The sequence below is a fragment of the Gordonia sihwensis NBRC 108236 genome (assembly GCF_000333035.1).
GTDB classification, from domain to species: Bacteria; Actinomycetota; Actinomycetes; order Mycobacteriales; family Mycobacteriaceae; genus Gordonia; species Gordonia sihwensis.
The window spans coordinates 36,104-60,991 of the sequence record NZ_BANU01000008.1 but is presented as its reverse complement, the minus strand read 5'-3'; the positions used below and the strand labels follow the sequence as shown (position 1 = coordinate 60,991).

Annotated in this window: 29 protein-coding genes; 16 read left to right on the top strand and 13 right to left on the bottom strand. The window is 67.9% G+C overall.

The window, feature by feature from the left end:
- Positions 1–14: 14 nt before the first annotated feature.
- A complete protein-coding gene (locus tag GSI01S_RS05850) occupies positions 15–398 on the bottom strand; it encodes a VOC family protein (RefSeq protein WP_006895547.1) in 384 nt (127 codons plus the stop codon).
- Positions 399–433: 35 nt separating this feature from the next.
- On the opposite strand from GSI01S_RS05850, the gene GSI01S_RS05845 reads away from it, so the two are divergent.
- Positions 434–904 (top strand): NUDIX hydrolase, encoded by a 471-nt coding sequence (locus GSI01S_RS05845; protein WP_006895546.1) that lies wholly within the window; start codon positions 434–436, stop codon positions 902–904.
- Here GSI01S_RS05845 and GSI01S_RS05840 read toward each other — a convergent pair.
- The 3 genes from GSI01S_RS05840 to GSI01S_RS05830 all read right to left on the bottom strand — a co-directional run bounded on the left by GSI01S_RS05840 (position 849) and on the right by GSI01S_RS05830 (position 4,136).
- Positions 849–1,970, bottom strand: coding sequence for a hypothetical protein (locus tag GSI01S_RS05840; RefSeq protein WP_006895545.1), 1,122 nt, complete (start codon positions 1,968–1,970; stop codon positions 849–851). The genes GSI01S_RS05845 and GSI01S_RS05840 overlap by 56 nt on opposite strands.
- A 35-nt stretch (positions 1,971–2,005) precedes the next feature.
- On the bottom strand, positions 2,006–3,175 hold the full coding sequence (locus GSI01S_RS05835; protein ID WP_006895544.1) for an aminotransferase class I/II-fold pyridoxal phosphate-dependent enzyme: 1,170 nt from the start codon (positions 3,173–3,175) through the stop codon (positions 2,006–2,008).
- Between the two features lie 118 nt (positions 3,176–3,293).
- Complete coding sequence (locus GSI01S_RS05830) at positions 3,294–4,136, bottom strand: aldo/keto reductase (RefSeq protein WP_006895543.1); 843 nt, start codon at positions 4,134–4,136, stop codon at positions 3,294–3,296.
- A gap of 119 nt (positions 4,137–4,255) precedes the next feature.
- Between GSI01S_RS05830 and GSI01S_RS05825 the strand changes: the two genes are divergently transcribed.
- Entirely contained in the window at positions 4,256–4,444 is a 189-nt protein-coding gene (locus tag GSI01S_RS05825; protein ID WP_039867048.1) for a hypothetical protein, read from the top strand.
- A 22-nt stretch (positions 4,445–4,466) separates the two neighbouring features.
- Here GSI01S_RS05825 and GSI01S_RS05820 read toward each other — a convergent pair whose 3' ends face one another.
- Positions 4,467–5,396, bottom strand: coding sequence for a quinone oxidoreductase family protein (locus tag GSI01S_RS05820; protein ID WP_006895542.1), 930 nt, complete (start codon positions 5,394–5,396; stop codon positions 4,467–4,469).
- 238 nt (positions 5,397–5,634) lie between these two features.
- On the opposite strand from GSI01S_RS05820, the gene GSI01S_RS05815 reads away from it, so the two are divergent.
- Positions 5,635–7,125, top strand: a complete 1,491-nt coding sequence (locus tag GSI01S_RS05815) for a flavin-containing monooxygenase (RefSeq protein ID WP_006895541.1) — start codon at positions 5,635–5,637, stop codon at positions 7,123–7,125.
- A 406-nt stretch (positions 7,126–7,531) separates the two neighbouring features.
- Positions 7,532–7,834: a hypothetical protein gene (locus GSI01S_RS20470; protein WP_006895540.1), complete on the top strand. Its 303-nt coding sequence runs from the start codon at positions 7,532–7,534 to the stop codon at positions 7,832–7,834.
- On the opposite strand, the gene GSI01S_RS05805 is transcribed toward GSI01S_RS20470, so the two are convergent.
- Together GSI01S_RS05805 and GSI01S_RS05800 are read right to left on the bottom strand one after the other, a co-directional pair.
- A complete protein-coding gene (locus GSI01S_RS05805) occupies positions 7,776–8,150 on the bottom strand; it encodes a DUF5313 family protein (protein WP_006895539.1) in 375 nt (124 codons plus the stop codon). The two genes, GSI01S_RS20470 and GSI01S_RS05805, sit on opposite strands and share 59 nt — an antisense overlap.
- A 9-nt stretch (positions 8,151–8,159) precedes the next feature.
- Positions 8,160–8,906: an SOS response-associated peptidase gene (locus GSI01S_RS05800; RefSeq protein ID WP_006895538.1), complete on the bottom strand. Its 747-nt coding sequence runs from the start codon at positions 8,904–8,906 to the stop codon at positions 8,160–8,162.
- A 55-nt stretch (positions 8,907–8,961) separates the two neighbouring features.
- Here GSI01S_RS05800 and GSI01S_RS05795 point away from each other — a divergent pair, with 55 nt between their 5' ends.
- Positions 8,962–9,735, top strand: a complete 774-nt coding sequence (locus GSI01S_RS05795; RefSeq protein ID WP_411815630.1) for a sigma-70 family RNA polymerase sigma factor — start codon at positions 8,962–8,964, stop codon at positions 9,733–9,735.
- A complete protein-coding gene (gene rsrA, locus GSI01S_RS05790) occupies positions 9,732–10,028 on the top strand; it encodes a mycothiol system anti-sigma-R factor (protein WP_006895536.1) in 297 nt (98 codons plus the stop codon). The genes GSI01S_RS05795 and rsrA overlap by 4 nt, the downstream gene beginning before the upstream one ends.
- Positions 10,029–10,105: 77 nt before the next feature.
- Here the strand turns inward: rsrA and GSI01S_RS20760 are convergent, their stop codons facing one another.
- The gene (locus GSI01S_RS20760; RefSeq protein WP_371865352.1) at positions 10,106–10,180 is read right to left on the bottom strand and encodes a 50S ribosomal protein bL37; all 75 of its coding nucleotides are present in this window, start codon (positions 10,178–10,180) and stop codon (positions 10,106–10,108) included.
- A gap of 123 nt (positions 10,181–10,303) precedes the next feature.
- Here GSI01S_RS20760 and GSI01S_RS05785 point away from each other — a divergent pair, with 123 nt between their 5' ends.
- Positions 10,304–10,525 carry a biotin/lipoyl-binding carrier protein gene (locus tag GSI01S_RS05785; protein WP_006895535.1) on the top strand — a complete coding sequence of 74 codons (222 nt, stop codon included), beginning with the start codon at positions 10,304–10,306 and terminating at the stop codon, positions 10,523–10,525.
- Positions 10,526–10,569: 44 nt separating this feature from the next.
- Complete coding sequence (locus GSI01S_RS05780; RefSeq protein ID WP_006895534.1) at positions 10,570–12,111, top strand: sensor histidine kinase; 1,542 nt, start codon at positions 10,570–10,572, stop codon at positions 12,109–12,111.
- 109 nt (positions 12,112–12,220) lie between these two features.
- Here GSI01S_RS05780 and GSI01S_RS05775 read toward each other — a convergent pair whose 3' ends face one another.
- Both GSI01S_RS05775 and GSI01S_RS05770 read right to left on the bottom strand, forming a co-directional pair.
- Positions 12,221–12,475 (bottom strand): WhiB family transcriptional regulator, encoded by a 255-nt coding sequence (locus GSI01S_RS05775; RefSeq protein ID WP_006895533.1) that lies wholly within the window; start codon positions 12,473–12,475, stop codon positions 12,221–12,223.
- Positions 12,476–12,727: 252 nt separating this feature from the next.
- A complete protein-coding gene (locus GSI01S_RS05770) occupies positions 12,728–13,675 on the bottom strand; it encodes a diacylglycerol/lipid kinase family protein (RefSeq protein ID WP_006895532.1) in 948 nt (315 codons plus the stop codon).
- A gap of 67 nt (positions 13,676–13,742) precedes the next feature.
- On the opposite strand from GSI01S_RS05770, the gene GSI01S_RS05765 reads away from it, so the two are divergent.
- The 3 genes from GSI01S_RS05765 (at position 13,743) to GSI01S_RS19750 (ending at position 16,758) form a co-directional block, all read left to right on the top strand.
- Complete coding sequence (locus GSI01S_RS05765) at positions 13,743–14,168, top strand: hypothetical protein (RefSeq protein WP_039867043.1); 426 nt, start codon at positions 13,743–13,745, stop codon at positions 14,166–14,168.
- 65 nt (positions 14,169–14,233) lie between these two features.
- A complete protein-coding gene (locus GSI01S_RS05760; protein WP_039867080.1) occupies positions 14,234–15,025 on the top strand; it encodes a ParA family protein in 792 nt (263 codons plus the stop codon).
- Positions 15,026–15,141: 116 nt separating this feature from the next.
- Positions 15,142–16,758: an HNH endonuclease signature motif containing protein gene (locus tag GSI01S_RS19750; RefSeq protein ID WP_006895524.1), complete on the top strand. Its 1,617-nt coding sequence runs from the start codon at positions 15,142–15,144 to the stop codon at positions 16,756–16,758.
- Here the strand turns inward: GSI01S_RS19750 and GSI01S_RS05740 are convergent.
- Complete coding sequence (locus tag GSI01S_RS05740) at positions 16,652–17,911, bottom strand: Rv3212 family protein (RefSeq protein WP_006895523.1); 1,260 nt, start codon at positions 17,909–17,911, stop codon at positions 16,652–16,654. The genes GSI01S_RS19750 and GSI01S_RS05740 overlap by 107 nt on opposite strands.
- Before the next feature lie 35 nt (positions 17,912–17,946).
- A complete protein-coding gene (locus tag GSI01S_RS05735; protein ID WP_006895522.1) occupies positions 17,947–19,557 on the bottom strand; it encodes a DEAD/DEAH box helicase in 1,611 nt (536 codons plus the stop codon).
- Between the two features lie 231 nt (positions 19,558–19,788).
- On the opposite strand from GSI01S_RS05735, the gene GSI01S_RS05730 reads away from it, so the two are divergent.
- Genes GSI01S_RS05730 through acmB form a run of 3 tightly spaced genes read left to right on the top strand, consistent with a single transcriptional unit; the run spans position 19,789 to position 21,876 of the window.
- Positions 19,789–20,433, top strand: coding sequence for a ferritin-like fold-containing protein (locus GSI01S_RS05730; RefSeq protein WP_006895521.1), 645 nt, complete (start codon positions 19,789–19,791; stop codon positions 20,431–20,433).
- A gap of 19 nt (positions 20,434–20,452) precedes the next feature.
- Positions 20,453–20,686, top strand: a complete 234-nt coding sequence (locus GSI01S_RS05725; RefSeq protein ID WP_006895520.1) for a DUF3107 domain-containing protein — start codon at positions 20,453–20,455, stop codon at positions 20,684–20,686.
- Positions 20,687–20,691: 5 nt separating this feature from the next.
- On the top strand, positions 20,692–21,876 hold the full coding sequence (gene acmB, locus GSI01S_RS05720) for a methyl acetate hydrolase AcmB (RefSeq protein WP_006895519.1): 1,185 nt from the start codon (positions 20,692–20,694) through the stop codon (positions 21,874–21,876).
- A gap of 22 nt (positions 21,877–21,898) precedes the next feature.
- Here acmB and fasR read toward each other — a convergent pair whose 3' ends face one another.
- Positions 21,899–22,549, bottom strand: coding sequence for an HTH-type transcriptional activator FasR (fasR, locus tag GSI01S_RS05715; RefSeq protein ID WP_006895518.1), 651 nt, complete (start codon positions 22,547–22,549; stop codon positions 21,899–21,901).
- Between the two features lie 98 nt (positions 22,550–22,647).
- Here fasR and GSI01S_RS05710 point away from each other — a divergent pair, with 98 nt between their 5' ends.
- Both GSI01S_RS05710 and moeZ read left to right on the top strand, forming a co-directional pair.
- The gene (locus GSI01S_RS05710) at positions 22,648–23,634 is read left to right on the top strand and encodes a DUF3152 domain-containing protein (RefSeq protein WP_006895517.1); all 987 of its coding nucleotides are present in this window, start codon (positions 22,648–22,650) and stop codon (positions 23,632–23,634) included.
- Positions 23,635–23,694: 60 nt separating this feature from the next.
- Positions 23,695–24,870: an adenylyltransferase/sulfurtransferase MoeZ gene (moeZ, locus tag GSI01S_RS05705; protein WP_006895516.1), complete on the top strand. Its 1,176-nt coding sequence runs from the start codon at positions 23,695–23,697 to the stop codon at positions 24,868–24,870.
- The last annotated feature ends 18 nt before the right edge of the window (positions 24,871–24,888 follow it).

Sequence of the window (24,888 nt, the reverse complement as noted above, 5' to 3'; positions counted from 1 at the left end):
AGTCTCTCACGTCGTCAACCGCGCACGTCCCGGCGCAGCGGATGGTCCGCGGGGATCTCGACCACGATCAGGCGGCGCCCATCGGGATCGGCCACGGTCATCTCGATCAGGCCCCACGGTTTGGTCTCCGGTTCGGCGACGATCGGGACCTGTTCGGCGGCGAGGGCCTCCCGGGTGGCGGCGATGTCGCGGACTTGCAGCCACAGCACGTCACCGGTCTCGCCGGCGGCGGTGGCGGCCATGTGCGCGGGAATCTCGATCAGACCCGTGCCCGCGTGGAAGACGGTGCCGCCCGGGTACTCGCGGGCCACCGCCAGTCGCAGTCGGTCGCGGTAGAAGGCGGTCAGCGCCTCGGGGTCGGGTGAGATCAGCAGGGTCCGGCTCGAAAGGATCTCCATGGCTCCACCGTAGTCGTGGGGCCTACCCTGGTCGCATGCCCAAGGCCCAGTTCAGCGCCGGAATCCTGCTCTACCGCCGTCGGCCGGCGGGATTCGAGGTGCTGCTGGTGCATCCGGGCGGCCCGTTCTTCGCACGCAGGGACGACGGTGCGTGGTCGATCCCGAAGGGGCTGATCGACGAGGGCGAGGAGCCGCTCGCGGCCGCCCGCCGCGAGTTCGCCGAAGAGACCGGTCGGCCTGCGCCCGACGGCCCGGCAATCGACCTCGGCGAGGTCCGACTGCGCAGCGGCAAACGCGTCGTCGGCTTCGCACTCGAGGGCGATCTCGACGCCGGCGCCATCGTGAGCAACACCTTCGAGACGGTGTGGCCGCCCAAGTCGGGCCGGGTGCAGGAGTTCCCCGAGATCGACCGTGGGGAGTGGTTCGGGGCTGACGCGGCGCGGATCAAGCTCAACGCCGCCCAGGCGGTGTTCGTGGAGCGGTTGGCCGAGGCGCTGAGCGTATGACGTCCGCGGCGCCGGTGACGTCGATCCCTCCGTCGGTGAGACCCGGCAGCCACGGGAGCCGAATCGGTGCGCGGATCTGGCGTCCGGTCCGCAGGTCGTACTCGCCGTAGGCGGGTTCGTCTCGCCCGGATACCACGAGCACCTTGGCTCCGCTCACGAACATCCTGGTCGTCGAGTGGGCGCCGGGGAGTTGCCAGACCTTGTCCGGCGCCGCGGGTTCTCCGGACACCGGTGACCGGTACACCCCGTTGTCCGAGCCGATGAGGTACACATCGTGGTCGAGACGGGTGAAGGCCTGAACATGGCCGCGCAACGGATGATCCGGCCCGGCCAATTCGCGAGACACCGTTCGCCCGGTTTCGGGATCGATGGACATCAGTAGCGGGCCGGTGTCGTCGTCGATCGGTTTCAGCAGCGTGATGAGGTCGCGACCGTTCGGGGCGCAGACCGCCGGCAGTCGGGTGAAGACATCCGCAGGCAGGTCGACCGCGACGCTCGCGCCAGGTTCGCCGAGGCGCCGGAGCTGGACGCGTGACGAGGGGCGTCCGGTCTCGGTGGTGGCCGCGTACCAGCCGTGTTCACAGTGCGCGACCATGGCGAGCCGGCCCGGGATCTCGGATCCGAACGGCTTGCGGTGGGGATCGACGAGCACGTACCGGGTGGTGTCGAAGGTGTTCCACATGACGGCGTGCCCGGTGTCGGGGTCGGTTGCGGAGCCGACGATGCGTCGGCGGCCTCCGGGGCCGGTCACGGTCTTCTCCCCGGGCCGCAGCACCACGGCACCGCTTCCGGCGATGCCGAAGATCCCGTCGCCGAGCCGCGCCACGGTCGAGTCGTACTCGCTGCCGCCGGTGATCCGGCCGACCTCGTCGCCTTTCGCGTCGAACGCGACGATCACGTTCGCGGCCGAGGTCGGGTTCGGCAGAACCACCTGACCGACGGAGATCGCCGCGATCGCGGTCGGCGGGAGTTCGCCCATGTCGGGCGGTGCCGCGGTGCACGAGGCTACGCCCGAGACCGTCGCGATCGCGACCGAGGCGAACAGGGACCGTCGTCGAAGGCGCATGCGACATTCTTAGCCTGTCGGGCAGAACGCCGCGATCAGATCCGGTTCATCAGGTCGCCCAGTCGGTCGATCGCCAGGGCGAGATCCTCTTCGGACGCCGCGTAGCTGAGCCGGACGAAGCGCTCCGCTCCGGCGTCGCCGAAGTCCTTGCCGGGGGTCAGCGCCACGTGGGCCTGCGCGAGGGCGGTCTCGCAGAACTCGCTGGACGTGAGCCCGGTGCCCGACACGTCGAGGTAGACGTAGAAGGCGCCGTCGGGCCGGACCGGCACATCGAGACCGATGCGCTCCAGCCCGTCGAGAACCAGTCGGCGACGTGCCCGGAACTGAGCGCGACGGTCCTCGGCCACTGCGAGGGTCTCGGGCTCGAAGCACGTGAGCGCGGCGACTTGAGACGGTGTCGGCGGGCAGATGTAGTAGTTCTGGGCGAGCCGCTCGGCGACGGGGATCATCGCCTCCGGCACGATGGCCCATCCGAGCCGCCAGCCCGTCATACCGAAGTACTTCGAGAAGCTGTTGATCACGATGGCGCCCGGGTCGTCGGCCGCGACACTGCGGGGCGGCCCGTCCGGCCCGTCATCGGCCAGGCCGAGGTAGATCTCGTCGACGATGCGCCACCCTCCGCGTTCGGAGACCGTTCCGCACAACTCGACCAGCTCGGTGTGCGGCAGTGACGTACCCGTGGGATTCGACGGAGTCGCCGCCATCACCCCGCGCGTCTCGGGGCGCCATCGGTCTGCCACCGTTTGCGCGTCGAGCTGGAAACGCGTCGCCGGCGAGGTCTCCAGCAACCGCACTCGGCCGCCGAAGCTCTCGGCGAAACGCCGGTTGCACGGGTACGAGGGGTCGGCCACCAGCACCTCGTCACCGGGATCGATCAGGGCCGCGCAGGACAGGAGCAGCGCCGCCGAGGCACCGGTGGTGACCACGACGCGTTCCGGCGCCACTCGTGCACCGAAGTGCTCGGTGGTGAATCCGGCGATCGCCCGCCGCAGGTCGTCGAGGCCGAGAGCACCGGTGTAGGGGAGGGGCCGCCCGTCGCTGATGCGCCGGACCTCGCGCAGAAACGCCGGAGGCGCTCCGAAATCGGGTTCACCGAGATTGAGCTTCACGACGTGATGCCCCTGTGCCTCGAGCGCCGCGGCGTGCTTGCCGAATTCCATCGCGTAGAACGGGCTGACGGCTTCGGCGCGGCGGGAGAACTTCATACCGTCGATGCTATGCGGCGCGGTCGGCACACCAGAATCCCCGCGCACCGGTCGGCGTCGTGCGCGCGCCGGTGCGCGGGGAGTCCGGATCGATCCTCGGGCTATCGGGGTGCGGGGCTCACTCGGGAATCCAGTTGAACTCGTCCGGGTTCGGGCCGCGGCGACGGTCGGCGTTGAGCGAATCGATGCGGGACATCTGCTCGTCGGTCAGTTCGAAGTCGAAGATGTCCCGGTTCTCGACGATCCGTGACGGGGTGGTCGACTTCGGAAAGACGATGTTGCCGAGCTGGACATGCCACCGCAGCACCACCTGCGCGACCGTCCGGCCCGTCTGCGCCGCGATCGCCTTCAACTCCGGGTCGTCGAGAACGTCGCCCTGGGCGATGGGCGACCACGCTTCGGTCTCGATGCCCTTGGACGCGTTGTACTCGCGCAGTTCGGTCTGAGAGAGGTACGGGTGGACCTCGATCTGATTCACCGCGGGCACCACCTCGGTCTCGGCGAGCAGTCGCTCGAGGTGTCCGATCTGGAAGTTCGAGACGCCGATCGCACGCGTCTGTCCGTCCTCGTAGAAGCGCTCCATGGCACGCCAGGTATCGGTGAAGTCGCCGACCGCGGGCATCGGCCAGTGGACCAGATACAGATCCATCGGGCCGATGCCCAGTGCGTCGATGCTGCGCGCGGTGGCGTCGCGAGCCGCCTCCGGATCATGCGCGTTGTTGTTGAGCTTGCTGGTCACGAAGATCTCGGCGCGGTCGAGCCCGGACTCTCGGACGGCCTCGCCCACCTCGCGCTCGTTGCCGTACATCTGGGCGGTGTCGATGTGGCGATAACCGGCTTCCAAGGCCGTCAGGACGGCCTCCTTGGTGTCGGCGGGTGCGATCTGGAAGACGCCGAACCCGAGTTGCGGAATGCGGACGTCGTTGTTGAGGGTGATCTCCGGAATCGTGTTCTCTGCCATTCAACGACCAACGCCCGCGGGCCCTCTCGGTATTCCACCGGTCCGGGAGGACCCTGAACTTTCCCTGGTATCGGCGGTCGAGGGGTGACATATCGGCCGGGAGCGACCACCGTGGAGTCATGAGTACAAACCTGGAACCCCGGAAGTCCAACAGCACGTCGGTCTGGAAGATCGTGCTGATCGTCATCGCCGTGCTGATCGCCCTGTCGATCATCGGCCCGCTGCTGAAGGCCGCGTTCTGGGTGGTCCTCATCGGGCTGGCGATCGTCGGCGCGGGAGCGCTCTTCTTCGGCGGCCGCAAGTCCTGACGCCGCCCCGTACGAACGCCCGCTATTTCGGTTCGAAGACGTACTTCCCGCGAGGGTGCGCACCGAGCAGTTCGTCGAAGGCCTCGGCCGCATCGTCGAACCCGAAGGTGCGGGCGATATCGACAGTGATCCGTCCGGAAGCGGCGTCCTCGAGGAGCGGCTCGACTGCCGCACGGCGATGGTGGCGACTCTGCTCGCTGCTTCCGTCGACGACGACGATGCCGTCGTCGACTCTGCCCCACGCGGCAACGCTCACGATCCGGTGCGGCGCGACGAGGTCGAGGGAGACGTCGATCGCCTCGTCGGTGCCGACGGTGTCGATCACCCCGGTGACGCGCTTGCCGTCCCGAGCCTCGGTGATGGCCTCGGCCAGTCCCTCTCCGTACGCCACCGGGACCGCGCCCGACTCGCGCAGATGATCGTGGTTGCGGTCGGAGGCCGTGGCGATGACCGTGGCTCCGGCGGCCACCGCCTCGCTCACGACGATCGACCCGACCGCACCGGCGCCACCGTGAACCAACAGGACGTCGTCTCCGGTGACACCGAGGGTGGCGAGCGTGTCGACCGCGGTGACGCCGGCCAAGAGCAACGACGACGCCTCGGCGAAGCCTAGATCGGCCGGCTTGCGGTGGACGCGATCGGCGTCGGCGAGGACGTACTCGGCGAGTGCGGCCGCCGCCGGGTAGACGACCACCTCGTCGCCGGCTCGGTATCCGGACTCCGCGCCCGCGGCATGGACGACGCCCGCGACCTCGGCGCCGAGCGACAGCGGGAGCTTCTCGGGTTTGGTGCCCATGACGCCGCGCACGAGCTTCACGTCGTACGGGTTGAGACCGGCGGCGCGCACGGCGACGACCACGTCGGTGGGGCCGGGGGAGGGGACGTCGACGTCGGTCACCGCGAGGACGTCGGCCGGGTCGCCGTAACCGGTGGCAATGATCTTCTTGGCCATGTCTGCTCCAACTCTCTTGTGTGTCAATCGGATTCGGCCCTGATCGTGCGGCCGGCCCGCCCTTCGCGCGCCTGGTGGGCGAAGGGCTCGTGCATGCGGGCCCTCGAATCCATCATGCCAACCGTGCCCCGGCCCGCAAACGATGCTCGCGGCGATCGCGGAACCTGTTCATCGTCGGCCTCGCGAGTTAACGTGTACTGCACGTCACACTAAAGAGGTTCGTGGATCGGAGACGGTGATGAGTCAGCGACGGGTCGACCACGAGGTGGTGATCGTCGGAGCGGGCTTCGGCGGCATGGGCGCGGGAATCGAGTTCAAACGGCTCGGCGTCGACGACATCGCGATCCTCGAACGGGAGGACGACCTCGGCGGCACCTGGCACGTGAACCACTATCCGGGACTGGCCGTCGACATCGCATCGGTCACCTACTCGTACTCCTTCGAACCCAACCCCTACTGGTCGCGGCTGTTCGCGCCCGGAGCCGAACTCAAGAGGTACGCCGAACACGTCGCCGACAAGTACGACCTCCGGCGCCATATGGAGTTCGGGGCGGTCGTCGAGCGCGCCGACTGGGACGAGGCGAAGGAGTGCTGGGCCGTGCGCACCGCCGACGGTACAGTCCGCACGGCCCGGTACCTGGTGACCGCGACCGGGTTCCTCTCGCAGCCGCACACCCCCGACTTCCCGGGGATCGACACCTTCGCGGGCGACATCATTCACACCACGGCGTGGCCCGACGGATACGACTTCGGCGGCAAGCGCGCCGCGGTGATCGGGACCGGTGCCACCGCGGTGCAGTTGATTCCCGAGATCGCCCGCACGGCGCGCGAACTCACTGTCTTCCAACGGACGCCCATCTGGGTGGTGCCGAAGATCGACTTTCCGATCCCGCGTCCCGTGCAGCATCTCTTCGCCCGGATCCCGTTGGCGCAGAAGGCGGCCCGCGCGGTCAACACCTCGCTGCTCGAGGCGTTGATGGTATTCGGGGTGCTGCACTACCGGCAGGCCAAGCCGGGCAATCGGCTCGCGGCGCTGCTCGCGAAGACCCACATGCGGCTGCAGGTGCGCGACGAGGCGATCAGGAGAGCGTTGACGCCGCATTACGACTTCGGTTGCAAGCGGCCGACGTTCTCCAACACGTACTTCCGCGTGTTCAACCAGCCGACCGTCCATCTCGAGACGGCCACGATCGATTCCGTCGTGCCCGGCGGAATCGTCCTGGCCGACGGACGGCGGGTCGACGTCGACACCCTGGTCCTGGCGACTGGGTTCAACCTGTGGGATGTGAACTTTCCCGCGTTCACGATCGTCGGCCGTGACGGCCGCGATCTCGGGAAGTGGTGGCGCGAGGGCAGGTTTCAGGCGTACGAGGGGATCAGTGTTCCGAAGTTCCCGAACTTCCTGACGCTGAACAGCCCGTACTCGTACAGCGGATTGTCGTACTTCACCACCATCGAAGGCCAGATGAAGCACATCGCGAGGCTGTTCGGGGAGATGCGCCGCCGCGGTGCGACTCGCTTCGAGGTCACGGAGCGGGCCAATGCCGAGTTCCTCGACCGCGCGACCCGAAACCTCGCATCGTCGGTGTTCTACGCCGGTGATTGCTCCACGTCGCGCAGCTACTACTTCAACCAGCACGGTGAGGCGACGCTCCTGCGGCCCAACGCGACCCTGACGACGCTGTACGAGCAGGCCAACTTCCCGGTCAGTGATTACGTGTACTCGTGATCTCGCGGCACCGGTGGGGGAGGGGTATCGCCTACGTCCGTCAGACCTGACCCGGCGATCATAGGGCGTCCAGAACGCTCGATGACCAAGTGGCGGCGATCGAGCAGGCCATGACCCGGGCTGAGGCCTCCGAGACACAGCCGGTGGTCGTCGTGGCGCACAGCGGAGCCAATTCTCCGATGAGCCTTGTGCTCGATCGCCATCCCGGACTCATCGGCCGGGTGGTGTGGGTCGACAGTGGGCCGGTCGCCTCCGGCAGCGTCTTCGCACCGGATGCGTCCGACGACTCGGACGAGCTCCCCCCTGCCGCCCTTCGACGTGCTCGGGCAGCAGGCCAATCTCGAGGGCCTGAGCCCCGACGCTCTCGACCGTTTTCGAGTCAGGGCAGTGCCGGAGCCCCGGTCCGGTGCTGCGCGGGCGCGTGGAACTCACCGACGACGCGCGTCTGGCGGTCCCGGCCACTCTGGTGTGCTGCTCGATTCCGGCAGCGCGGATCATGGAGTCGGCCGAAGCGGGTCACCCGATGTTCGCCGAGGTGTTGAACCTCGAGAACGTCGACTTCGTCGACCTGCCGACCGGACACTGGCCGATGTGGAGTCGTCCCGGCTACCTCGCGCGCATCCTCGCCGCGGCGGCTGCCCGACTACCGCTCAGCGCCCGTACCGCTCGCGGTACTCGTCGTGAATCGAATCGGCGCGCTGGATCCTGACCTTGTCGAGCAGCGCCGGGTCGAGGCCGTTGTTGACCAGCAGATGTCGGCGGTAGACGCGGCTGAGCGCCACCTGGAAGTACAGGAACGGGATCAGTAGCAGAACCACCATTCCCAGCTTCACCCACAGCATCCCCGGAATGAACATGAAGGCGACGAACAGGGGGATCACCGGCAGCAGCCCGCGGATCACGTAGCGACGGATATGTCCCGGACCGGTGAGGTCCTCGACGATCCAGTCCCGCATCGATCGGGGCAGCGGTCGGCCCAGCAGATAGCCGATCTTCTGCAGGAATCCGGGACGTTCAGGGCTCATGGCCACCGACTATCCCACGGTTCCGACGGGTTCGAGAAGTTCGGGACCGTCGTTTGCGACACGGTTCACCAGGCTCGACACCTCGCGGATCTCGATCGCCTCGGCCAACTCGGCGGCCGGCGGCGCCAACAGATCGGGATCCGCGCGGTGATCGGGATCGAGCCAGGCGTCCCAGAACTCCACCGGCATGATCAGCGGCATTCGGTCATGGACTTCGCGCAACGGCCCCACCGAGTCGGTGGTGATGATCGTCGTACTCGAGATCCACTGCGAATCGTCGCCGGCGGCGCGGGCCTGCGCCGGCCGCCACGCCGCCCACAGACCGCCCATGAACAGGCGGGTGCCGTCGGCGGGCGTCATGTAGAACGGGACCTTGGTCGGTTTGCCGTTCGCTCCCGGCGGACCGGGCTTCCACTCGTACCAGCCGTCCATCGGCACCAGGCACCGCTTGCCTCCCAGCGACCCGCGGAAGGCCGGTTTGTCGGCGAGGGTCTCGGCGCGTGCGTTGAACAGCAGCGGCCCCTTGCCCAGTTCCTTCGTCCACGACGGCACCAGGCCCCACCGCATCGCCCGCACGCGCCGCGCGGGGATGTCGTCGGGCCGACCGTGCTCGTGGCGTTGCACCACCGTCATCACCGTCGTGGTCGGCGCGACGTTGTACGACTCCCGTACCGTGTCCGCAGGCACCTCGTTCACCGCGTCGATCTCGGCGGCGAGTCTGGCCGGGTCGGTGGTCACTGCATAGCGTCCGCACATCCTTCAATGCTGGCACGCCGGAACAAACTGCGCGGACGGGTTGTTGACCGAGTCGATGAGCGAACGACCCGACTCGGGTGGACGGACTGAAGGAGGTGGCGCAGGCGTGGCTGCAGCAACCCTGGACCGTGGTGCGACCGTGCGTGGACGGCCGGAGGGCGCCCGCGCGGCGCGTGGATCGCTAGACTTGGTGGAGCACATTTCCGGCGAAGGGAAGTTCGTGTCATCTGACAGTCCAGCACCGGCCGAGACGCCCGAGCAGCTCACCGAGCGGTTCGAGCGGGACGCGTTGCCCCTCCTCGACCAGATGTACGGTGCCGCGCTGCGCATGACGCGCAACCCGGCCGACGCCGAAGACCTGGTGCAGGAGACCTACATCAAGGCGTTCTCGGCGTTCGCGTCGTTCCGCGAGGGCACCAATCTCAAGGCCTGGTTGTACCGGATCCTGACGAACACCTACATCAACTCCTACCGCAAGAAGCAGCGCCAGCCGGCGCAGTATCCGACCGACGAGATCACCGACTGGCAGCTCGCGGCCAACGCGGAGCACACGTCCACGGGTCTGCGTTCGGCGGAGATCGAGGCGCTCGACGCGTTGCCGGACGACGAGATCAAAGAGGCGTTGAGCAAGCTGCCGGAGGACTTCCGGATGGCCGTGTATTACGCCGACGTCGAAGGGCTCCCGTACAAGGAGATCGCCGAGATCATGGACACCCCGATCGGCACCGTCATGTCGCGTCTGCACCGCGGCCGCCGCCAGTTGCGCGATCTGCTGGCCGACGTCGCTCGGGAGCGTGGTTTCGGACGGACCAGCGAGGTGGCGAAATGAGTGGCGCCGGCGAGAGTGAATTCGAGAACCTGGACTGCTCCGCGGTCCTGGCAGACATCTGGCTTCTCCTCGACAACGAGTGCGACGCCGGTGCGCGCCAGCGACTGGAGGGCCACGTGAACGCGTGCCCGTCCTGCCTCGAGCACTACGGGGTGCAGCAGCAGCTGAAGGAGCTGATCAGCCGCAAGTGCGGCGGGGACCACGCCCCGGACGGTCTGCGCGAACGGCTCCGCGTCGAGATCCGCCGATCGGTGAGCATCCGGCAGACGACGTACCGCGTCGAGTCCGACTGACACCGCGCCAGAACAGACGAAGCGGCCCGGATCCCCTCGGGGAGCCGGGCCGCTTCGTCGTCGCTGAGTGCGACGACTCAGGCGTTGGGACGCTTGCCGTGGTTGGCTGCGTTCTTCTTACGACTGCGCTTCTTACGTCCGCGCTTACCCATGACGGACCTCCTTAGATCGTGCGGGCCGGTATGCGACGACGATTATTTCACGTCGCCGGGCGCGGACGTTAATCACGACGACAAGCGAACGCGCCGAACGGCCGCTCGGTTACCATGTCATCCATGGCGGAAGACGTGGTCAATGAAATCGTTGCGACTGTCCTCGAGGTCTCGGCGCAAGCCGGTCAGCGGGTCGACGTGGGCGACACCCTCGTGCTGCTCGAGTCGATGAAGATGGAGATCCCGGTGCTGGCCGAGGACGCCGGCGTGCTCTCCGAGGTCAAGGTCAACGTCGGCGACGTGATCCAGGCCGGCGACATCATCGCCACCTACGAGAAGGACTGACCACCGTTACGGGCCGCCGCACCGACTCGCTCTGAACCGCGCCCATGGCGACACTCACTGATCTCCTCGCCGAGCACACGACGCTTTCCGCGGCGGCCGCCGAGCACCTCCAGCGGCTGGTGGCCGAATGGCAGTTGCTGGCCGACCTCTCCTTCGCCGACTACCTCCTCGCGGTCCCCGATGAGGACGGTCGTGCGGGCGGAGAGCCCCCGAGCCTGGTCTATGTGGCTCAGGTGCGGCCGAACACGGCGTCGACGGTGTTCCCCCGGGACGAGGTGGGGCATCGGGTGGACCGGCCGGCGAGTGCCCAGGGCGCCAACCCGCTGATGGCCGCGGCGCTGCGGTCGGGGGTCATCGAGCGCGAGGGCATCGCCACCCGTTTCGGGAACGTGCTCATCGAACGCACCGCCATCCCCGTCGGTTTCGACGGCGAGGTGATCGCGGTGCTCGGCCGCGCCGGCGACGCCTCCGATCCGCGTCCGCCGTCACCACTCGAATCCGCGTACCGCGACGCCGCCGAGGCGCTCTGCCGGATGGTCGTCGAGGGTGCCTTTCCGCTCGACGAGGCCAATACGCTCGGACTGTCGACGCCACGGGCGGGTGACGGGTTCATCCGCATCGAGGTCGATGGCTCGGTCACGTACGCCAGCCCCAATGCACTGTCGGCCGTGCACCGGATGGGCTGGACCACCGACCTCGGCGGCTCGCGCATCGCTGAGGTTCTCGCCGCCCTGCTGACGGATCCCTTCGAGTCTGCCGATGCCGAGGCGATGATCGCCGCGGCCGCCGGAACCCCCGACGGCGCCTGCCTGCCCTCACCGGATATCGCGCTGCGGATGGAACTCGACGCGCGGCGCGCAACCGTGCTGCTGCGGGCGGTGCCGCTCCGATCGGCGGGGCAGTCGCGGGGAGCGGTCCTGCTGATCCGCGACGTGACCGAAGTGCGCAGGCGCGATCTCGCGCTCATCAGCAAGGACGCGACGATCCGCGAGATCCATCATCGCGTCAAGAACAACCTGCAGAGCGTGTCGGCGCTGCTGCGCCTGCAGGCGCGCCGTTCGGGCAACCCGGAGACCACCGCGGCCCTCGGAGAAGCGGTACGGCGCGTCTCATCGATCGCGCTGGTGCACGAGATGCTCTCCGGCAGCGTCGACGAAGAGGTGGACCTCGACACCGTGGTCGACCGACTGGGGTCGTCGCTGGTGGACGTGTGGCTGCCCGACGGCGGTACGCGCGTGACGGTGCGGCGGGAGAACCGACTCGGAGTCCTGCCCGCCGATCTGGCCATGCCTTTGGTCATGGTGCTCACCGAGGTGATCCAGAATTCGATCGAGCACGGCTTCGCTCCGGGTCAGGACGGTGCGGAGATCGTGGTCGGCGCGATCCGCGACGTGCGCGACCTGCAGGTGACGGTCACCGATAACGGGTGCGGTCTGCCGGAGGGGTTCGATCTGGCGGCTTCGGACCGGCTGGGACTGCAGATCGTCCGGACTCTGGTGTCCAACGACCTCGGCGGGCAGATCGAGATCGCACCGGTGCCGGAGACCGGCGGCACCCGGGTGCGGCTCGACATTCCCCTGCACTGAGGAGCCCCCACTGAGGACCGACCTCCACTGAGAACATGGACGCATGCAACGAAGCACGAAGGGAGCCCCCGGTCTCGGACCGGGGGCTCCCTTCGTGAACTGGGTCGCGTCAGACGGCGCTGCGGGCGCGGGTACGCGCGTTGCGGCGCTTGAGCGCGCGACGCTCGTCCTCGCTCATGCCGCCCCAGACGCCGGCGTCCTGACCGGTCTCAAGGGCCCATGCCAGGCACTCAGCGGTCACCGGGCAGCGCTGGCAGACCAGCTTCGCGTCAGCAACCTGGGCGATCGCCGGGCCCGACGTGCCGACCGGAAAGAACAGCTCCGGATCCTCGTCACGACAAATAGCCTTGTGGCGCCAGTCCATTACGTACTCCTTCTAAACCTGCGGCGTTGTCGCGCACGCATGCGTGATCGTCAAAATTCGACTTGGGCTGCAATACCGAATTCACCTGGCTTGGGGCGCAGGACGTCGCTTGGCAGGGGGTGGGTGATTGCGTCAACAACTGTTGTACTACTGTGCATCGCCGCTTGGCTATAGCTGCGCGGCGAATGCCGGATAGATCACAACAGGTTGGCAAGCGGCCCAACACGTGCTTACCGGCCAGTAGCGCAGGGGTTAACCGGCCTTCTGCGCCGCCACCACATCCAGTACTGCGCGACGGTAGCCGAACTCCATCTTGTCGTAAACGCCCAGGTAGTCGCCGTCCATCTGGACGTCGGCCGGCTCGGGTGAAGTGAATCGGACCCATTCCACATCGTCGTCGCGATACAGATGGTGAGCCCTGGGTTCGGTGCCGGCCAGGAGGCGAGCGCCGAGCACCACATTCCGTGCCACGGAGACCGACGTGGCGGCGAAGATGCCGAGTCCGTGGTCGAAGTCGGTGTGCGGATTCGTCCGGATCTCCCGAGTGCCGAAGTAGGTCCACGGGCCGGTATTGCTGACGAAGCCGAACCGCACGCCGTCGATCGCGGGGCGTCCGGGGACTTCGACGGTGAACGTCGGGGGAGTGATGGAGGGTTTCACGAACGAACTGACCGTGGTCCGGAAGTAGCGACCCGCGGTCGCCTTCTTGCCCTTGTGTCGCAGTTCCTCCATCCGGCGGACGACGATCGCGTCCATGCCCATACCGGCGTTGAAGAGGAACCAGCGGTTGAGTGTGTGGCCGAGGCTGATCGAGCGGCGTTCGCCGCGGTCGAGTATCGCCATGAGTTGCGCGGTCGCGGTCAAGGGGTCACGGTCGATCCCGAGGGCCCGCGCGAAGACGTTGGCGCTTCCTCCGGGAACGACGCCCAGAGCCGGCAGGCTCGAAGGAGGGCGGGACAAGGAGTCCGGGGAGCCGAGGATGCCGTTGGCCGCCTCGTTCACCGAGCCGTCGCCGCCGTGCACCACCACCGCGTCGTAGCCTTCGGCGGCCGCGCGCGCCCCGAGTTCTCCGGCGTGGCCGCGATGTGTGGTGTGTTCCACATCGACGTGATATCGGGAATCGAGAGTGTTGGCCAGCGCGTCACGTCCCTCAGCAGTCGTGAAGGTGGCGAACGGATTGGTGATGAGCATGACGCGCACGAGGCATCACACTATCGGGCACGAGCCCGATTCACGAGTCGGGGGTGCTCGGCCATACCCTGGAGTAGTGAGCAGTTCTGATCCCATCCGCCGAGTTCCCGGCGTCCCGAGCACCCTCCGCTGGGCGGGCTACGTGACGGCGGTCCAGGGTGCACTGGGTCTCATCGTCGCGGTGGTCCTTGTGATTCGCGAGATGGCAGGGCACCACGAGGCCGCGATCAGCGGGTACGGCACCGCCGCGTGGTTCGCGGCGATCGGCGGCGGCGTCTTCGCGGGAGGCCTCGCCCTGACTCGCGGACGGCGCTGGGGTCGCGGGGTCTCGTTGATGGCGCAGATTCTGCTGTTACCGGTGGCCTACACCCTCATCACCGGCAGCGGACTTCCCCTCATCGGGGTGCCGGTCGCGATCGTCGCGCTGGCGGTCCTCGTGCTGCTCTTCGCGCCGGCGTCGCTCACCTGGCTGAATGCGGACGATCTGCCGCCGGACGCGTGAGCCGGACGTGTGACCCGGACGCCTGATCCCGGTGGTATGAGGGACGCCACCGTATGGTGGTGGCCATGACGCGCACCCTTGCCATCGCGAATCAGAAAGGTGGAGTGGCGAAGACCACCACCACCGCGTCGATCGGCGCCGCCCTGGCCGACGAGGACGTCTCGGTTCTCGTCGTCGATCTCGATCCCCAGGGCTGCCTCACTTTCTCGCTGGGGCACGACCCGGATCAGCTGACCAAGTCGGTGCACGACGTGCTGATCGGCGCCGAGGACATCGCCGACGTTCTGCTCGATACCGACGACAATGTGACCTTGTTGCCCGCCACCATCGACCTCGCCGGTGCCGAAGCGCTGCTGTTGATGCGGCCGGGCCGCGAATACGCGCTGAAACGGGCCTTGGCGGAGGTGGCGCAGGATTACGACGTGGTGCTCATCGACTGCCCGCCGTCGCTGGGGGTTCTGACGCTCAACGGACTCACCGCTGCCGACGAGGTGGTGGTCCCGCTGCAATGTGAGACGCTCGCGCACCGCGGCGTCGGACAGTTGCTGCGTACCGTCACTGAAGTTCAGCAGATCACCAATCCGGACCTCAAGATGCTCGGTGCGGTCGCGACCCTGTTCGATGCCCGGACCACCCACAGTCGCGACGTGCTGTCGGACGTCTCGGACCGCTATGCGCTGCCTGTGCTGGACCCGCCGATCCCGCGGACCGTCCGCTTCGCCGAGGCCTCGGCCTCCGGTGCGTCAGTGATGCGCGGGCGGAAGAACAAGGGCGCCACCGCGTACCGCGACCTCGCCGACAACCTTTGGCAGTCGTGGAATGGTGCCGACGTCCGGACGTATGAGTTGGAGATCTAGCGAGGCGCGCTGTCGGACGATCGGACCGGGAGTTCTGTCAGACCCCCTTGGTAGTGTTCGGCTAGGTCAAGAAAACATGGTGTGACCAGCTGAAACACTCGGGGGAGGTGGCGGCGATGACCGATCCGATCACCGATTCGATCGCCACTGTCGTCGCCACCGGTGCGCTGCCGGACCAGCCTGCAGAGTTGTTGGCATTGATCGATGCAGCGGCGGTCAAACTCGCCGAGACCTCCCTGTCGCCGGAGACCGAACCGGAACTGCTGGCCCACACACAGACCGCCGAACGGATCCGGCGACGCTGGGACGGCATCTCCGCCGCGCTGCTGGTGGAGGTCTCCGACCGCAACGCGCACCGCACCGCCGGCTACCTGAATCCGCACCAATACCTCTCACAAGGGCTGCGGCTCGGAACCCGGGAGGCGAGTCGACGGCTCCGGATGGCCGAGGCGATCGGCGAATTCTCCAACTTCCAAGGGCAGACTCTGCCTCCCCGGAAGCCGGCGACCGCCGCGTCGGTGGCGGGCGGGACCGTCGGCGCCGAACACGCGTTAGTGATCTCCGCGGTGCTGGCGAAAGTACCGGGCTGCATCTCGCCGGAGGTCAAAGCGCGTGCCGAGGCGGAGTTGGCCGAGGCGGCGGCTGGGTTGAATCCGGATGATCTGGGCAAGGTCGGTGACCGACTGCTCGCCCACCTGGACCCGGACGGGCAGGAGAGCGATCACGTCGACCGGCAACGCCAACGCGGAATCACCATCCTCCCGCAAGACCGACAACTCATGAGCAAGGTCCGCGGCGCGATGACTCCGGAGTTGCGGGCCAAGTTCGAGGTGATCTTGACCGCCTGGGCCGCGCCCGGGATGAACAACCCCACCGACCCGGATTCGCCCACCGGCACCATCGACGCCGACGGCATCGACGCCGAGGCTTTGGCGGCGGCGCGGGGGCGGGATCTACGTAGTGCCGCCCAACGCACGCATGATGCGTTGCTGGCGTTGTGTGATTACGTTCTCGCCCACGACGGACTCGGAGCACCGAACCGGATACCGACCGAACTCGTCATCACCGTCACCGACCAAGAACTCGCCGCCCACGCCGGCATCGCCCTGACCGCCACCGGCACCCGCATCCCGATCGGCGAACTCGTGCGGCTGGCTGCCGACGCCGTCCCGCACTTGGCCGTCTTCCGCAACCACACCAGCGAAGTCCTCTACCAGGGCCGTGGTGCTCGGTTCGCGAGTAAGGCGCAGCGGTTGGCGTTGTTCGCCCGCGACCGCGGCTGCACCGCCCCCGGCTGCGATCGCCCCTTCGCGCAAACTCAAGCCCATCACGCACCGGACTGGATCACCCCGGCCGGACGCACCGACATCGACGCCCTCGGCGCCGCGTGCGGACGCCACAACCGCGCCGTCGGCACCAACCGCGGACAATGGGAGACCACCATCCTCCCCGACGGACCCCACACCGGACGGATGGCCTGGCGACCAGCCACCACCGACCACCCCTGGCGCCTGAACCCCATCCACCACGCCGGACAACCGAAGAATCTGCACCCGCCGGACTCAAATGGGAGACGGTCGTCGCGCCCCGCAACTCTCAGTGCAGAGGACAGCGGCCCTGTCACCCTCAGCGCAATGCGACGACCTGCGTGCCCCGCTGCTCGAGGATCGTATCGCCGAGCACGCGCAGCGCCACCGGTCCGACCACCTGACCGCGATCCACCGGAATGCTGAACTCCTCGTGGCCGTCGAACACGCGGCGCACGCTGATGGCCCCGGGCATCGGCACCAGCAGTTGCCCCGCCATCACCGCCCCGGGGCCGACGGCATCTGTCACCTGGAACATCGGGTTTCCATTCGAGGCGTCCAGTACCACGGTGGCCTTGCCGGTCCAGAACGAGACGACACCCTGATCGATGATCGGATCGCTCCGCTCGGGAACCTGGGCGTCACCGGCCACCGGGTGTTCGCTTCGGCTCTCGGCTTGCGGTGTGAACAGGCGCAGACGCGGTCCCTGCGGGGCGCCGACGGAACCGGACGGGTCGGCGCCGCCGTCGTAGACCACGATCGTGGAATCGGTCGCCGCCACCACTCGGGGAGCGGGACCCGCAGCCGATGTGGTGATCAGGGTCGAACCCCACTGGCGGATCTTCTCGTCGCTGGTCAGATTCGAACTGAGCACCGTCAGCCGGTAGCCGGGATCGTCATCGCATCGCTCCACGATCGCCACCCGATCCGCACCGGAGACCGCAGAGTACAGCCGGCAATGGGTGCGGTCGGGCGCCACGTCGGGGTTCACCGGTGCCGTGACACGCCCGTACTCGATGCCGCGCACCAGATTCGAACCCCACGTCTCGAGGCGCGTCGGGCCGTACAGGAGGGCGTAGCCGGTATCGATGGAGAGGTGGACGGTGTCGTCGGCGTCACTGGTGCGGGCGGCGTGACGAGCACCGTCGGAACCTCGCAACGATGTGACCTCGCTGCAACCCCGGCTGTTCCGGTACACCGCGAGCACGTCGTTGTCGCCGCCGGTCCATCCCGCGGCCGCCGCGCACAGCGGCAGATTCCGCCGGTAGCTCCAGAGGTCGGTTCCGTCGCTCAGCCGATGCGCGACCACCGTGCCGCCGGACGCGGTCACCAGGGAGTCGCGGGTGATCTGCGGGACAGTGGTGACGTCCGACTGCGCGGACCAACGGACCGAGACCTCGCGCGGAACGTTCTCAGCCGGCAGCTGGACCGGAGCGGGTGTCGTCGCGGTCACCGACTCGGTATGGCGGGCGGGGCTGGTCCACCAGACGGCGACACCCGCCGCGACCACGATCGCCGCGATCAACGCGGTCACGATGAGGTCGGTGCGGGTGCGCCGTTCGGGTTTGATCCGTCCCATTCTCGCGAGGGTATGCGAAAAGCGTCCGGGCGGAGCTACTCGGCCGCTGCCGCGGGCGCCGCGTCGCGCGAAGCGCCGTCACTGCCCTCACCGGATTTCGCACCACCGCTGCGACGACGACGGCGGCGGCGCGGCCGCTTGGCCTCACCATCGGCCTCCGGCTGCTCGGTCGAGGCGGTGGGACTCTTCTCCGCCTGCTCGGCGTCGTCCGCCGATGATGCGGTCGTGGCGCCCTCGGCGCCGGCGGGCTTGCCGCCCCTGGTGCGGCGCCGCTCACGCTTGGGACGATCGGCGCGCGGCGCGCGCGGCTCCCGCCGTTCGTCGGACGAACGCTCCGGGGCGCCGATACGGCCGTTGGCGTCCGCGGGGATGCCCAGATCCTCGCGCAGATGCTCGGAGGTGGAGTAGGTCTCCGCCGGGTCGGGCATGCCGAGGCCGAGCGCCTTGTCGATCAGCTCCCAGCGATGCAGCTCGTCCCAGTCCACAAGGGTGATCGCGATGCCGGTGCGCCCGGCGCGCCCGGTGCGTCCGATGCGATGCACGTAGGTCTTGTCGTCGTCCGGGCACTGGTAGTTGATGACGTGGGTGACGTCATCGACGTCGATGCCGCGCGCCGCGACATCGGTGGCCACCAATACGTCGATCTTGCCGTCACGGAACTTGTTCAGCGCCTTCTCACGGGCCACCTGGCCGAGGTCGCCGTGCACCGCGCCCACCGAGAAGCCACGCTCGGCGAGGTCGTCGGCCACCTTCTGCGCGGTGCGCTTGGTGCGGGTGAAGATCATCGTCGCGCCACGGCCCTCCGCCTGCAGCACGCGGGCCACCAGTTCGGCCTTGTCCATTGCGTGGGCGCGGTAGACGTACTGGGTGGTCCGCTCATGCACCGCGGAGTCGTTCGCGTGCTCGGCGCGGATATGTGTCGGGCGGTTCAGGAAGGTCCGCGCCAGGGTGACGATCGGACCCGGCATGGTGGCCGAGAACAGCATCGTCTGCCGGTCGGTGGGCAGGGCTCCCATGATCCGCTCGATGTCCGGAAGGAAGCCGAGGTCGAGCATCTCGTCGGCCTCGTCGAGCACGAGCACTCCGACCTTGCCGAGGACGAGGTGTCCCTGCTGCGCGAGGTCGAGGAGGCGTCCCGGCGTGCCCACGACGACGTCGACGCCGGCCTGGAGTTCGGCGATCTGCTGCTCGTAGGGGCGGCCGCCGTAGATCGACGTGATCTTCATCGGGCGAACGGTGCCGTTCGAGAGCGTGACGTCGACGCCCTTGGCGGCGGTCTCGAGGTCTTCGGTGACCTGGACGCAGAGTTCGCGGGTCGGCACGATGACGAGGGCGCGCGGAGTGTTGTCGAGTGCGCGCAGGCCGGTCGCCTCGGCGTTGGCGAGCCGGTGCATCAGCGGGATGCCGAATCCGTAGGTCTTGCCCATGCCGGTGCGCGCCTGACCGATCAGATCGGAGCCGGCCAGCGCCAGCGGCAGGGTGAGTTCCTGGATCGCGAAGGTACGGGTCTTGCCGTCGGCCTCGAGGGCGGCGACGATCGCGGGGTCGACGCCGAGTTCGGCGAAGGTCGGGGCGGTGTGCTCCTCGTCGACGATCGTCGTCTGGACGTCGTCGGTGGCTTCGCCCACCGTGGGATCAATGGTCATATGCAGTTCAAGCCTCTCGCGGGTGTTCGCGCACGCACACAAGAGAGGCCACGGGGTCCTGATCGTTAGTCCGGACCCTCGGCGGCCGGGCCCGGAGGCCCTTCGCAGGTGCGCGCTCAATGTCCGACGGGCCGCTCGAAGTGGCCGCGCGGTGCCCATGAACGTGCATTCGGCGAGCGGAACGGCGACTCGTCTGTCTCCGAGTGTACCGCCTTGCATACTCTGACTTGCATGTCGAACAACGCAGCGGCCATTCGCAAGCTCTACGAAGTCCTTCTCGCGGGCGAGTTCGCCGCGTGCTATCGCCTGATCGAAGAGTCCGCGATGGCGCCGACGACTGCCGACCGCATCGCGATCGCGCGACTGATCGCGGCCGAGATGGGCCACTTCGAGGTGTTGGCCGAGCAGATCCGCTCCGACGGCGGCGCACCCGAGGAAGCAGTGGCCGCGCACGCCCGGGTGTTCGACGAGTATCACCGCGTGACGACACCGACGTCGTGGCTCGAGGTGCTGGTCAAGATGCACGTCGGTGACGGTCTGGCCGCCGACTTCTACGCCGAGATGGCCGATGTGATGCCCGAAGAGGTGCGTCCGACGATGAAATCGGTGATGGCCGAGACCGGTTCGTCGCAGTTCGCCGTCGACCAGGTGCGGGCGGCGGTCGCCGCCGATCCGGCCGTGGCGTCGCCGCTGGCGCTGTGGGGCCGTCGATTGCTGGGTGAGGCGATCACGCACATGCAGTGGGTTCTCGCCGAGGAGGAAGACGTGATGGCGCTGCTCTTCGAAGGTGATGCGACGCTTGCCAACGCCGCCGCATTCTTCGACAACATGGCGGCTCGCCACGGGCAGCGCATGGCCGAGCTGTCGCTGGCGTGACGAGTAGGATTCCGAAGTTATGAGCGTTGAAGTCAAGATCGGTATCGAGAACAGCCCGCGCGAGTTGGCATTCACCTGCCCGGACAAGGCCGATGACGTGTACGCGGCCGCCGACCGCGCGCTGAGCGGAACCGATGCCGTGCTGTCGCTGACCGACGACAAGGGATCGCGCGTGCTGGTCCCGGCAGTCAAGATCGCCTACGTGGAGGTCGGCAGCGCCGAGAACCGACGGGTCGGCTTCGGGGCGGCCTGAGCGCGATGAGCGGAGTCGACTCCGACCGACTCAGGGCGTTGCTCGACGATGCGGTGACCGGTCCGGACTCCGACCGGGTGCCGGGCGTCGTAGCCTCGGTGACCGACGCGACGGAGACGGTCTTCACCGGCGCGGCGGGGAGCACGAGCGTCGCCGATGACCGCCCGATGACGGCCGACACGGTCGTCGCCCTGTACTCGGCTAGCAAGCCGCTGACCGGCACGGCCGTGCTGCAGTGCGTCGAGGAGGGGCTGATCGACCTCGACGCGCCGGCTGCGCAGTACGTGCCGGAGATCGCCGAGATCGGCGTGCTGGACGGTTTCGAGCCCGACGGGAGTCCGCGGATCCGTCCGGCAGCGACGCCGGTCACCACTCGGATGCTGCTGCTCCACACGGCCGGATTCGCCTATCCGTTCTTCGACGAGAACTACCGCTCCCTGGTGCGGCAGGGCCATTACCCGGATGTGGTGACGGCGACGCGTGCGTCACTGATGACGCCGCTGCTGTTCGACCCGGGTACGCGCTGGAACTACGGATCGAACATGGACTGGGCCGGGCTCGTGGTCGAAGCAGTACGCGGCGCACGGCTGGGGGAGGTTCTCGCTGAGCGGGTCTTCGCCCCGCTGGGCATGGACGATTCGGGATTCCTGCTCACCGATGCCATGCAGGAGCGCCGCGCCGCCGTGCATCTGCGCAGGCCGGACGGTTCGCTCAAAGCCACCGGCATCGTCATGCCGCAGAACCCCGAGGTCCAGATGGGTGGGCAGGGCCTGTACTCCACAGTTCCGGACTACATCCGATTCCTCCGCATGTGGCTGCGCGGCGGGGCGGGCGACGGTGGGCGCGTGCTCCGCAGCGACACCGTCGAGTGGGCGGCTCGCAACGGTCTCGCCGAGAGGCAGCGGGTCACGGCGTTGCGGGGCGTCGACCCGGTGATCACGCACGACGCCGAGTTCTTCCCGGGTCTGCCGAAGTCGTGGGCCTACACGTTCATGGTGAACGACGACGCTGCACCGACGGGCCGGAGTGCGGGTTCACTCGCCTGGGCTGGCCTGGCCAACCTGTACTTCTGGATCGATCGGTCCGCGGACATCGCCGGGATGTGGGCCTGTCAGGTACTGCCGTTCGCAGACCCCGCCGCCCTGCGCCACGCTCTCGACTTCGAGAGCGCCGTCTACCGGTCCATGTAGACGGACCGGTTCTCGGAAGTTCTCAGTCGTCGCCCGGAGTCTGGCGGGGAATGCCGGCCAGACCGCCCCAGAGCAGCGCCGCGGTGATCTCCACCGCGCTGGCCTTGTCGATGGGGCGGCTCGCGTCCACCCAGTACCGAGCGTTCACGACACTCGCACCGACCAGTCCCGCGGCGAGCATCCGGGACCGGTACGGATCCATCCCCGAATCCTGCATGACGAGACCGTGGACGGCGTCGACGCAGGCCTCGGTGGCGCCTTCCACACGCCGGATCACGGCCGGGTCCATGGCGTCGGAGGCGAATATGAGGCGGTATCCGGAGTTGTCGTCGTCGATGAAGTCGAAGAACGCCTCGACAGCCGCGAGGACACGACGGCGGTTGTCGACGGTGGTCAGCAGCGCCCGGTTCACGTCGGCGACGAGCTTCTCCGCGTGCGAATCGACCACGGCGATGTAGAGGTCGAGCTTCGACGGGAAGTGCTGGTACAGGACCGGTTTGCTCACACCGGCGTGAATCGCGATCTCATCCATTCCGGCGGAGTGATAGCCGCGCTCGACGAAGATCTCACTGGCGGCGTCGAGAAGCTGGCGGCGGCGTGCACTTCGCGGAAGGCGCGTGCTCGAGCGCCCGGCTGCGGCCGGAGCCGACGTCTGGGAACTGGGAGACGACATTCCCAAAGGATACTCGGAGCGCTTCAGATCACACTCATCCGGATCGCGGCCGAGGGTGGATGCGAGGTGAGAGGGGGCATCTATGAGAAAGTTGTGGCGTGACCGGTACACCAGACAACGGGGCGCAGCGTCCCCGCCGCCCGCGGCCCGACCAGCCGCTGCGTGCCCGCTGGGATCCGATCTCCGACAGCGGACGGTCGCGCTCCGAGCGGGTGGAGCGGCGCAAGCGCAGCACCCTGGGGCGGTTCGTCAACACATACGGCTGGCGCGCCTACGCCATTCCGGTGCTGGCCGTACTCACCGTGGTGCTGCTTGTGATGACCGTCCGCAATGACGGCGACACCGCGGTCGACAAGACCGCCGCTACCGGTGACGACGTACGCAACACCCACGTGCAGGACGAGACGACGCCGATCGGCGCCCCGACCGGGCAGATCCAGGAGGCGGCGCTGCCCGCCGGCGCCCTGCCCGGAGGCGGTCCGTTCACGCGCAAGGGAGACGAGGTCTACCGCGTGGTGCGCGGCACCGGGGACAAGCTGGGAACGGCCAAGCAGGTCTACACGTACACGGTCGAGGCGGAGAAGGGACTGTCGCCGCAGGACTACGGCGGCGACCAGGCCTTCGCGAAACTCGTCGACACGACGCTGGCGAACAAGAAGAGCTGGATCGGTGACGGCCGCGTCTCCTTCCGCCGCATCGACACCGGCGAGCCGGATCTACGGATCTCGCTCACGTCGACCGACACCGCCCGCGAACTGTGTGGATATCAGATCAAGCTGGAGACCTCGTGCTTCTATCCGCCCGACAAGCGCGTGGTGATCAACGAGGCGCGGTGGGTGCGCGGCGCGCAGGCCTTCCAAGGCGACGATCTGACGTACCGCCAGTACCTCATCAACCACGAGACCGGTCACGGCATCGGATATGAGAAGCACCAGCCGTGCAAGGAGAACGGTGCGCTCGCGCCGATCATGATGCAGCAGACCTTCGGTACCGCGAATGCGCAGATCATGGCGCTCGACCCGGACATGGAGGCCGACCGTACGCTGGTCTGCAAACCGAACGCCTGGCCCTTCCCCGCGAACTGACCACCGCCCGCTGACGGGATGGCTGGGACGTATTCGGGATCGGAGACGGAGGTCTGAAGAATGTCGTCCTTGCCGCCACTGGTGGAACCGGCAGCCGAACTGAGCCGGGACGAGGTCGCGCGCTACAGCAGGCACCTCATCATCCCGGACGTCGGCGTCACCGGGCAGAAGCGGCTGAAGAACGCCAAGGTGCTGGTGATGGGCGCGGGCGGGCTGGGGTCTCCGACTCTGCTCTACCTCGCGGCGGCCGGAGTCGGCACCATCGGCATCGTCGACTTCGACGTGGTCGACACGTCCAATCTGCAGCGCCAGATCATTCACGGGCTGGGAGACGTCGGCCGACTCAAGACCGAGAGCGCGCGCGACTCGATCGCCGAACTGAACCCGTTCGTCGACGTCCGGCTGCACAACCGGCGGCTGGAGGCGAAGGACGCGGTCGACCTGTTCTCGGAGTACGACCTGATCCTCGACGGCACCGACAACTTCGCGACGCGATATCTGGTGAACGACGCCGCGCTGCTGGCCGGGAAGCCCTACGTGTGGGGATCGATCTACCGGTTCCAGGGGCAGGTGTCGGTGTTCTGGGAGAACGCTCCCGACGGTCGCGGCGTCAACTATCGCGACCTCTATCCGCAGGCGCCGCCCCCGGGCTCGGTGCCGTCCTGCGCCGAAGGCGGCGTCCTCGGAGTGCTGTGCGCGTCGATCGGCTCGATCATGGCGACCGAGGCGGTGAAACTGATCTGCGGCATCGGTGAACCGCTGCTCGGCAGGCTGATGGTGTACGACGCGCTCGAGATGACCTACCGGACCGTGCGCCTCCGCAAGGATCCGCAGGGACGGCCGGTGACCGCACTGATCGACTACGACGAGTTCTGCGGCGTGGTGACCGACGAGGCCGCTGCGGCTTCCGCCGGGTCCACCCTCACCCCGGCGCAGGTCGACGCGGCGCTGCGTTCGGAGGCGCCGCCCGCGCTGATCGACGTCCGCGAGCCGGTGGAGTTCGAGATCAATCGCATCGCGGGCGCACAGCTGATCCCGAAGGGAGAGATCCTGTCGGGACGTGCACTGGGAGACCTGCCGCACGATCGGCCGATCGTGCTGTATTGCAAGACCGGAATCCGATCGGCGGAGGCGCTCGCCGCACTCAAGAGATCCGGGTTCGACGACGCCGCACACCTGCAGGGCGGCATCGTGGCGTGGGCCGCGCAGATCGATCCGACCATGCCGGTCTACTGAGCGCGGCTGTCACAATCG